Here is a 9,628-nt window from a genome sequence, read left to right as displayed (position 1 = left end):
TTCCGCTCGATGACGGCCCGACGACCGGCCGGCGGGAGGCTCAGTCGCGGCCCGGGCGCGCCGTCATTCTCCGCCGGGAGAGCCGGAGGACGGCGGCTCCGGCGACCACGGCGGCCACGCCGCCCGCCGCCGCGATGCCCAGGGCCCGGAGGTCGGCACCGGTGAAGGGGAGGTCGCCGCGCCGGGCGGGCGCGGGGGCGGGTGCCGGAGCAGGAGCGGGGGCAGGAACGCCGCCCCGAGCTCGCCCCTGTGTGGCCGCCGATTCTTCGGCGCGCCTCGGCCGATGCCCGGCGCCGCCGTTCTCGCCGATCTCGATCGAGGTCGGATCGGACCCGTCGATCGTCGCGACGTCCATGCCCGAGGTGTCCCAGGCCCGGTCGTGCCCGTACGCCTGGCGGTCGTCGGACTCGCCGGCCGTCGGTGTCGCGGCGCCGGTGTCCTCGGGTTCGCCGGTGGGCGCCCCGCCCCCGCCGGGCCCGGGCACGGTGGGCCGGGGAGTCGGCGCGCCGCTGGGCGGCAGCACGCGCACCACCACCTCGACCGAGCCTAGGTCGTACTCCGCCTTGCCGGGGCTCTCCCGGTGCGGCCCGCTCCGGCCGTCACCGTCCGACGCGGCCGGAGGTGCGGCCAGATGTGCGGCCGGAGGTGCGGCCGGAGGTGCGGCCAGAGGCGGGGCCGGAGGTGCGGCCGGAGACGGGGATGGAGACGGGGATGGAGACGGGGATGGAGACGGGGATGGAGCCGTCGCGGACGCCGCCATGGGCACGGACAGGACGAGCATGACCGCCATCTCGAACCCGATCGCGGTTGACGCGAGCCGACCACCCATGATTTCCCCCGATTATCACCATAAATTCGTTCATTGGCTACAGATGCACCATGTACGCCCTATCTTGCTTTTCCCGATTTTCCCGGGATGTCACGTGACTACGTCGATGGCGCCGCATTCGGTAAACGGCATATATCCGATTTGAGCCGTAATGGATGACAGTCTTCGTCATCGGAGGTAGCGGTCGCCGTCATGAACGGCGCGTCCGCCTCGGCGGGCGACGCCATCACCACCAGTCACCGCATCATCGTGCCGTTCGTCCGGCCCGACACCTCCAGCGGAATCCTGGATCACGTCGCGACGACTTTGTGATGCCCGCGGGGCGTCACAAAGCGCGACGGCGACCTGGGCCGCACTTCGTTAAAGACTGCCCGCCGCCCGCGCGGCGCGGACGCCGAATTCCCGCCGTGCGCCGTTATCGTGCGAGTCGCAGCCCGCATCCGGAAAACCGGCGCCGAAGCGGATCTCGCGATCGAAGGGTAGTGGCCGATGGAACCTCCGGCCGTCCACGGACGGGAAACCGCCGCCTCCGCCGTCCGGGGGCGGACGGCCGGCGCCCGCATCGGCGTGGCCGTCGCCCTCGCCCTGCTGCCGCCGGGGACCGCGGCGGCCTACGCCGCGACCCCGCACCCCGCCAAGCCGAAGAAGGACTACGCGCTGCGCATCGGCATCGACAACGGGCTCGCCGGCGTGGGGCCGGGCGACCGCGTGACGTACACGATCAAGGTGACCAACACCGGGAACGCCGACACCCCGCCTCTGCTGCTCACCCAGACTCTGATCCCCGGCGTCCGGCTCGTCTCCTCGGCTCCCAAGGGCAAGGTGACCGGCGGCCGCGTCACCTGGAGCGGGAAGGTGCCGGCCGGCGGGACCGGCCGGTACAGCGCCACCGTCCAGGTCGGCGCGCTGCCCGCGGGCACCCAGCGGCTCGCCGCGGTCGCCTGCGCCACCACCAAGGGGAGCAGGCGGCCGATCGTCTGCGCCGCCGACTCCGACCGGCTGCCCGCACCGGCGGCCGGCGGCCGTCCGGGGTCCTCCACGGCCCTGTGGTACGGCGCCGGGGGTGCCGTGGCCGCACTGACGGCACTGATGGGCGTCCTGCTGCGGCGGGTGGCCCTGCGGCGCAGGGAGTGGACGGCCCGGCGGTAGCCTTGAGCCGTCCGCAGGTGAGACCGCAGCAGGGGGCAGGGTGAAGCTTCTCCACTCAGGGAAGGTCCGCGACGTCTACGAGGACCGCGGGGACATCATCCTCGTCGCCTCCGACCGCGTCTCGGTGTACGACGCGATCCTGCCGACCCCCATCCCCGACAAGGGCAAGATCCTCACGCGGCTCTCGCTGTGGTGGTTCGAGCAGCTCGCCGACATCGTGCCCAACCACGTCATCTCGGCGACCGACGTGCCCGAGGAGTTCGCCGGCCGCGCGGTGCGCTGCCGCAGGCTCGACATGGTGCAGGTCGAGTGCATCGCGCGCGGCTACCTGGCCGGGCTCGGCCTGCAGGAGTACCGCGCGCGGGGCTCGGTGTCCGGCGTGGCGCTGCCGCCGGGGCTCCTTGAGGGCTCCAAGCTGCCCGAGCCGGTCTTCACCCCCACCACCAAGGCGCAGCTCGGCGCGCACGACGAGTTCATCACCTTCGACGACGTGGTCGTCCAGGAAGGCGCCGAGGCCGCGGAGGAACTGCGCCGCCTCACCCTTGAGATCTACCGGCGCGGCGCCGAGCTCGCCGCCGCGCGGGGCGTCGTCATCGCCGACACCAAGCTGGAGTTCGGCCGGGCCGCCGACGGCACGCTCGTGCTGGCCGACGAGGTGCTCACCTCCGACTCCTCGCGCTTCTGGCCGGCCGACCGGTGGGAGCCCGGCCGCCCGCAGTACGCCTTCGACAAGCAGCTCGTCCGCGACTGGGCCACCGGCACCGGGTGGGACAAGAAGGAACCCGCCCCCGAGCTGCCCGGCGAGATCGTCGAGCTCACCCGCGCCCGCTACATCGAGGCCTACGAGCGCATCACCGGCACGTCCTGGTGACCCGGCCCGGCTCCTCCGGGGGAGAAGCCTCGGGGGGCAGGGCGAGCCGCTGCTGTTCCTCCTCCACGATCCGGCGCGCCAGCGTCTGCTCCGAGATGTCGACCGCGTCGGGCGTGGACTCGGCCAGGTCGCTGCGCCGGGCGTAGGCGTCGAAGATCTTCGTCTTGTCGCGGAGGATGTCCAGCATCCGCTGGTCGACGCTGTCGGCGGTCAGCAGGCGGTGCGCCTGCACCTTGCGGGTCTGGCCCATGCGGTGCGCCCGGCCGACCGCCTGGCTCTCCATCGTGGGCTTGACCTGCGGCTCGCAGATGATGACGACGGAGGCCGCCTGCAGGTTCAGCCCGAGGCCGCCGGCCTGGATCTGACCGAGCAGCACGGCGTGCCCGCGCGCGGCGGTGAACGCGTCGACGGCCCGCTGCCGGGCGGCGGCCGGCAGGTCACCGGTGATCGGCCCGTGCGCGCGGCCGTCCAGCGCCCGGTGCACGGCGGCCACGACGTCGCGGAAGTAGGAGAACACCACCACCTTCAGCCCGTTGCCCGCGGCCTCCTCCACCAGCTCCAGCAGCCGCTGGAGCTTGGCCGAGGACTCCGGAACGGCGTAGGCCGCGCGGCGCATCGCCATGAAGTTCCCCTCGGCCACGGCGGCCCGGTAGGCGGCCAGGTCGGCGGGGCTGAACTCCTCCCACTCGTCCACCATGACCAGGTCGGGCAGCTCGGTGAGGACGTCTTCCTGGTTGCGGCGCAGGTAGATGGGCGCCACCGCCCTGCGGAAGGACTGCGGGCCCGCCGCCGCGTCGCCGCCCCGCACGGCGGGCACCATGTCGGGCCGCAGGTGGCCGACCAGACTGCGGAACTCCTCCAGGCGGTTCTCCATCGGCGTCCCGGTCAAGAACAGCACGCGGTCGGTGCGGGCGCACCACTCGGCCACCGCCTGCGAGCGGCGTGCCGCCGGGTTCTTGACGTAGTGCGCCTCGTCCACCACCAGCATGCCCACGCCGACCTCCGCGGGGACCGGCAACCGGTGCAGTGAGTCGATGGTGGTCACCGCGACGCCGCCGGTGCGGGTCCACTCGGCGACGGCCGCGCCCCGGTCGGGGCCGTGCAGGCGGTAGGCCTTCAGCGTGCTGCGCGACTCGACCTCGCGCGTCCAGTTGATCAGGACGCTGGCCGGGCAGGCGACCAGGAAGTGCCGGTCCCCGCGCGCACTGAGGTGGGCGATGGCCGCGATGGCCTGGACCGTCTTGCCCAGCCCCATCTCGTCCCCCAGGATCACCCTGCGCTGGGCGAGGGCGAAGCGCGCGCCGAACGCCTGGTAGCCGCGCAGGGACACCCTGCGGTGGGCGTCGTCCAGCTCCTGGGCCCGCACGCGCGCCGAGACGGCGTCGGGCAGAAAGCCCTCGGCGGCCACGCGGTCCGGCTCCAGGGCGGCGATCTCGGCCAGCAGGTTGTAGTACTCCGGCGGGCGCAGCTCGAAGTCGGCCCACGCCTCGATGCCGGACGCCTGGGGGCGCAGCAGGTCCACCGAGGCCTGGGCGAGCAGCAGCCGCGCCCCGGACGCGTCGGCCTCGGTGAGCAGGCGGGCCACTTCGGCGACCGCCTCGCGCGCCTGCCTGCGGCCGTCCCGGCCCGCGACCAGCATCCGCAGCCGGCCGCGCGCGGGCCGCGCCGCCGGCAGCGGCGCGGCCAGCCCGTCCTGGACCGTCCTGGCCGCGCGGACCGCCCGCGGCAGGTCGGGACCGGCGGCGACCAGCCGGTGCAGAGCGACCAGCAGCGCCGTGGTCTCGGCGTCGTCGTGCCGGTCCACGTCGACGCGCACGGCCACCGTCTCCTCGGCCGCCCTGGCGATCTGCGCGGCGGCGGCGCGCACCTGCGCCGCGGTGCGCGCGCCGATGCCGGGGAGCAGCTGCAACGCGTACGGGGTGGCGTCCAGGACGTCCAGCACTGTCGTGTACCCGGCCTGTTCGAGCGTTCCGAGCCGCAGCCGGCCCTCGGTGACGTCCTTCAGCCGCGCCACCGGGATCGCGGCCAGGTCGGCCCGCGCCGAGCGGGCGCGCAGCGACGACAGCGCCCGCTGGACCTCGGCCCGCGCCGCTGCCTCGTCGGCGCTCAGCGCCCGCGCGGCGGCGAGCAGGCGCTCGGCGTCGGCGAGGAGCTCCCGCACCTCCTGGGGTGTGTCCGGCGCAGGCGTGGACGGCCTGGTCTCCGTTGCCCTGTGCCCGACGCTGTCCAAGCCTCGTCCTCCCGTGGTGGCCGCACGACGGCCATCACCGTGGCGTGCCGCTCAGGCCGGTGTCAACGCGGGTTCACCCTTCCTTGCCCAGGGCGTCCAGCATGTCCCGGACGCCGCCCGCGGTCACGGTGCGCGGCAGCGCGGTGATGCGCGCGTCCATGTAGTGGCTCCGGTCGCTGCGGGCATGGTAGGTGATGCGGCACGACACCTGCCCGGTGCTGTTCGGCCGCATGACCAGCCGGCGCGTGCACGAGCCGACCGGCGAACCGTCGAGGCGGAAGCCGATGGTGACGTCCACGGCCACCTTCGCGTCCTCGCCGTGGCCGGGGTCCTGGCCGGCCAGGCGGTTGGTCAGCCGCGCGTGCGCGGTGCAGGCCGAGGAGTCGCAGGGCGACAGACCGCCGGTGCCCTTCACCGCGACGCTGACCCGGGAGTCGATCGACGAGCGCAGCCCGCGCACCCGGGTTTTCAGCGCCGCGAGCGAGGTGCCCACGTCCTCGGCGGTCATCTCCGTCAGGTCCAGGTGCCCCTGGGCGCGCCGCGCCCGGGCCGGCGCCGCCGTGACGCGGGCGGAGGGCCGGGAGAAGACGGCGTGCGTCAGGTCGGGGCCGGCGGTCTCGGCGCCGGTGCCCTGGTCACCGTCCACCCCTCCGTCGGTGCCGCTGTCCCCGTCACCGTCCGCGCCCCCGTCGGTGCCTGTGCCGCCGTCGGTGTCCGGCTCGCGCTCGGGCGTTCCGGGCATCTCGATGCGGACGACGCGGTACGGCGGCGCCGTGGTCAGGTAGACGTGGCCGAACGGCAGGCGCAGCTTCTCCACCGCGACGCCGTTCACCCGGTCCTCGGCGCCGGGCTCCGGCTCCGGCCTGCTCCCCGGGGGGACGATCATCCGCGCCAGCCGGGCGGGCGTCAGGCCGTCGAAGACGGTGACCGGCCCCTTGCCGGGGGCGACCTTGACCCACTTGCCGACGTAGCTCCCGGCCACCGACGCGGCGACGCCGCGCGCGGCGCTCCAGTAGTCCCGCCCGCCCTTGACGAAGGTGTCGCCGGAGGAGGAGCCGGCCACCGACAGCACGCTCACCTTGGCGTCCTCCAGGTCGAGCGTGCCGTACGCGGTGCCGTGCCGCAGCACCATGACGTTCAGGCCCACGGTGGCGGAGGCCCCGGCCAGCGTGCCCTTGTAGCGGATGCCCGGGAGCCGCTCCAGCGCCGCGACCGCCTGCGTGAGGCGGCCGGCGGTGTCCGGAGCGGACGGCGTGGCCGAGCCGGACGGTCCGGCCTTCGGTTCCCGGCCGGGGGCGGCGGCGGACAGCGCGACCAGTCCCGCCCCGGCGGCCCCGGCCAGGACGGCCAGCGCGATCGCGCCGCCGATGAGCACCTTGCGCCCCCGACCCCCGGACGGCGGCGACGGAGGCTGGTCGGAGGTGAACGGGGGCTGCCCGTGCTGGGCCCCGTGCGGGGGCTGTCCGGGCGTGAACGGGGGCCGCCCGTGCTGGAACCCGTGCGGGGGCTGACCAGGCGGAAACGGAGGCATGCCCTGTGGGGGCCGTCCCTGCGGCGGCAGGCCGGGCGCGGAGCCGAAGGGAGGCCGGCCGGGCGGGCCGCCGTACGGGGGCCGGCCTTGCGGGGGCTGCCCGGGCGGGGCGTCGTACGGGGGCCGGGCAGGTGGAGGGCCGTGCGGGGGCCGGGCCGGCGGGGAGCCGTAGGGCGGCGGCCCGGGTGGGGGCGTGTTCGGAGGCCGGCCGGGTCCCGCACCCGTCGGGTCATTCATGGATCGTTGCTCCCCCCGTCAACCCAAAATGCGGTTATGGCGGGAAATCTTAGTGAAGAAACGTAAATAGCGAGATGTGAGGTGATTTACCGGTCCGAGGGGTGACATCGCCGTAGGTGGCCGGGCGTCACTTCTTGCAGATGTTCTCGGTCGCGGTCTTCGCCACCGGCGTCGCCGTGGCCGTGGCGGACGGAGTCACCGTCGCCACGGGCTCCTTGACGGTGACCTTCTTGGTCCCGGAGTACTCGGTGCCCACGACCACCTCGATGCCCGGGACGTCCGCCTGGCGCAGCTCGGCGCCGGGGATCGCGGCGGCGACGGTGCGGGCGGAGTCCTCCCGCCCGGCCGGGTAGCGGACCAGGGTGCCGGTGTGGTTGCGCGGCGTGGTGTCCCCGGGAGGAGCGGGCACCTGGAACCCCTGCTTCAGCAGGTCGTTCTTGGTGCGCGCGCCCAAACCCGTGACGGCGGTGCCGTTGACGACCCGGACCGCGATGCGCGAGGGCGGGACGGTGAGCGCGGCGGCAGAGGGCGAGGCGGAGGCCGAGGCAGAGGGCGACGGGCTCGCGCTCGTGGAGGCGGTGGGCGCGACCAGGGGTTCGTCCGCCTTGATGCGGGCGAACAGGTCGCGGGCCGCCGTCTTGTCCCACAGCACCGCCGACTCGCCCGTGGGGGCCTTGTAGTCGACATCCGCCAGCGGCACCGTCGTGAAGGACACGTCGTCGGTCGAGACGTCCTTGAGCTGGTCGGCCAGCCCGAGAAGGTCCTTGGCCAGGGGCTGGTCGACGGTGAGGAGCTTCAGCGTCGAGGAGACCAGCGAGGTGAGCCTCGCCGGGTTGGCCAGCGTGCCGCCGCTCAGCGCCCGCTGGAGCAGGGCCGAGATGACCTGCTGCTGGCGGTCGATGCGGTCGAGGTCGGAGCGGGCGGTGGCGCGGGTGCGCGCGTAGAACAGCGCCTTGACCCCGTCCAGCCGGTAGGTGCCGGGCTGCAGCTTGAACCCCGTGTGCGTGTCGTCGATGGCGACCGGGGTGCACACCGAGACGCCGCCCAGGGCGTCCACGACGTTGATGAACCCCAGCACGTTGACCTCGACGTAGTGGTTGATGGTCAGCCCCGTGGCCTGGCGGACGGTCTTGACGGCGAGCGGCGCGCCGCCGAGCGAGTACGCCGAGTTGATCTTATGGGAGCCCTTGCCCGGGATGTCGACCCAGCTGTCGCGGGGGAGGCTCACCACGGTGACCTTCGAGTGGTCCTCCGAGAGGTGGATCACCATCATGGTGTCGGTGCGCTGGCCGACCTCCCTGCCGAGGTGCAGCTGGTTCTGCTGGCGGCGGGTGAGGTCGTCGCGCTTGTCGACCCCGACGAGCAGGATGTTCATCGCGCCCCGCGCGTCCGAGCCCGCCGTGCCCGCGTTCACCGATTTGATCTGGCTGGTGGCGTAGGTCGACAGGAACCACAGCACCCCCGAGCCGAGGAGCACCATGCTCGACAGGGCGCCGGTGACGATCAGGCCGCGCACGCCGGCCCGTGCCCGCTTCGTGCGGCGCTGCGACAGCCGGACGCCGCCGTAGGCGTCGCCGCCGACGTGGACGCCGGAGTCGTCGTCGGTCACCTGGTGGCCCCCTCCGCGTCGAACGCTCACCGGTGAGGACGCTCGCGCCGCCCGATGGGTTGCCGTCCCCACCCGCTCGTACAGTAGCGTGAGCGCCGCCATGAAGGAGTTCCCCGACTCGCCCCGAACCGGCCAGACCACTCGAGTCTGGCCGCCGATCTCGGTCGTCATGCCGGTGCTCAACGAAGAGCGGCACCTGCGCGAGGCCGTGCGGCAGGTTCTCGCCCAACGTTACGACGGTCCCATCGAGGTCGTCCTCGCCATCGGCCCGTCCCATGACCGCACGCAGGAGGTCGCCGACGCCCTCGCGGCCGAGGACCCCCGCGTGACGGTCGTGCCCAACCCGACCGGGCGCACCCCGAACGCGCTCAACGCCGCCATCGGCGCGTCCCGCAACGGGATCATCGCCCGCGTCGACGGGCACGCCATGCTCCCCGACGACTACCTCCAGGTGGCCGTCGAGACGCTCGAGAGCACCGGCGCCGACAACGTCGGCGGCATCATGGCCGCCGAGGGCGTCACGCCGTTCGAGCAGGCCGTGGCCCGCGCCATGACCTCCAAGATCGGTGTGGGCAACGCGCGCTTCCACACCGGTGGGCAGGCGGGCCCGGCAGACACCGTCTACCTCGGCGTCTTCCGCCGCGAGGCGCTCGCGCGGGTCGGCGGCTACGACGAGCACTTCCAGCGCGCCCAAGACTGGGAGATGAACCACCGCATCCGCGAGACCGGCGGCCTGGTGTGGTTCCAGCCGCGCATGCGCGTCTCCTACCGGCCGAGGCCCAGCGTGAAGGCCCTGGCCAAGCAGTACTTCCACTACGGGCGCTGGCGGCGGGTCGTGGCCCGCACCCACGAGGGCACGATCAACCTGCGCTACCTCGCCCCGCCGTTCGCGGTGGCGGCGATGCTGCTCGCGGTGCTCGTCTCGCCCTTCTACTGGCCCACTTTGCTGGTGCCGGGCGCGTACGTCGCGGCCATCGTGGCCGGCTCGGTGGCCACCGGCCGGGGGCTCTCCTCCGCGGCGCTGGCCCGGCTGCCGCTGGTCTACGCCACCATGCACCTGTCATGGGGCTGGGGCTTCCTCACCAGCCCGCCCAGCCTCGGCAAGCCGCCACAGCAGGCCCGCGCGCGGTAGGCCGGGGGCGCCCCGCCGCTCTGGCGGCGGGGCCGGGACG

7 protein-coding genes are annotated in these 9,628 nt (G+C 73.9%); 3 read left to right on the top strand and 4 right to left on the bottom strand.

What is annotated here, in order from left to right; translation table 11 throughout:
- Positions 1–40: 40 nt before the first annotated feature.
- Positions 41–535, bottom strand: coding sequence for a hypothetical protein (locus ACFQSB_RS09470; protein ID WP_380825674.1), 495 nt, complete (start codon positions 533–535; stop codon positions 41–43).
- 783 nt (positions 536–1,318) lie between these two features.
- On the opposite strand from ACFQSB_RS09470, the gene ACFQSB_RS09465 reads away from it, so the two are divergent.
- Both ACFQSB_RS09465 and ACFQSB_RS09460 read left to right on the top strand, forming a co-directional pair.
- Positions 1,319–1,978 carry a hypothetical protein gene (locus ACFQSB_RS09465; RefSeq protein WP_380825671.1) on the top strand — a complete coding sequence of 220 codons (660 nt, stop codon included), beginning with the start codon at positions 1,319–1,321 and terminating at the stop codon, positions 1,976–1,978.
- Positions 1,979–2,018: 40 nt separating this feature from the next.
- Complete coding sequence (locus ACFQSB_RS09460) at positions 2,019–2,849, top strand: phosphoribosylaminoimidazolesuccinocarboxamide synthase (protein ID WP_380825669.1); 831 nt, start codon at positions 2,019–2,021, stop codon at positions 2,847–2,849.
- On the opposite strand, the gene ACFQSB_RS09455 is transcribed toward ACFQSB_RS09460, so the two are convergent.
- The 3 genes from ACFQSB_RS09455 to ACFQSB_RS09445 all read right to left on the bottom strand — a co-directional run bounded on the left by ACFQSB_RS09455 (position 2,830) and on the right by ACFQSB_RS09445 (position 8,486).
- Complete coding sequence (locus ACFQSB_RS09455) at positions 2,830–5,010, bottom strand: DEAD/DEAH box helicase (protein ID WP_380825668.1); 2,181 nt, start codon at positions 5,008–5,010, stop codon at positions 2,830–2,832. The genes ACFQSB_RS09460 and ACFQSB_RS09455 overlap by 20 nt on opposite strands.
- A gap of 142 nt (positions 5,011–5,152) precedes the next feature.
- Positions 5,153–6,610 (bottom strand): hypothetical protein, encoded by a 1,458-nt coding sequence (locus tag ACFQSB_RS09450; RefSeq protein WP_380825666.1) that lies wholly within the window; start codon positions 6,608–6,610, stop codon positions 5,153–5,155.
- A 364-nt stretch (positions 6,611–6,974) separates the two neighbouring features.
- Positions 6,975–8,486, bottom strand: coding sequence for an LCP family protein (locus tag ACFQSB_RS09445; protein WP_380825665.1), 1,512 nt, complete (start codon positions 8,484–8,486; stop codon positions 6,975–6,977).
- Between the two features lie 70 nt (positions 8,487–8,556).
- On the opposite strand from ACFQSB_RS09445, the gene ACFQSB_RS09440 reads away from it, so the two are divergent.
- Positions 8,557–9,588 (top strand): glycosyltransferase family 2 protein, encoded by a 1,032-nt coding sequence (locus ACFQSB_RS09440; protein WP_380825958.1) that lies wholly within the window; start codon positions 8,557–8,559, stop codon positions 9,586–9,588.
- Positions 9,589–9,628: the final 40 nt, after the last annotated feature.

The organism is Sphaerisporangium rhizosphaerae, from assembly GCF_042665155.1.
GTDB lineage: Bacteria > Actinomycetota > Actinomycetes > Streptosporangiales > Streptosporangiaceae > Sphaerisporangium > Sphaerisporangium rhizosphaerae.
Note: the sequence above shows the minus strand (reverse complement) of the source record. Positions and strands in the feature narration are given on the sequence as shown.

Excerpts from the sequence above, each read along its gene's own strand:
- ACFQSB_RS09465 (WP_380825671.1), top strand. The coding sequence starts at position 1,319 with ATGGAACCTCCGGCCGTCCACGGACGGGAAACCGCCGCCTCCGCCGTC.
- ACFQSB_RS09450 (WP_380825666.1), bottom strand. The coding sequence starts at position 6,610 with ATGCCTCCGTTTCCGCCTGGTCAGCCCCCGCACGGGTTCCAGCACGGG.
- ACFQSB_RS09440 (WP_380825958.1), top strand. The coding sequence starts at position 8,557 with ATGAAGGAGTTCCCCGACTCGCCCCGAACCGGCCAGACCACTCGAGTC.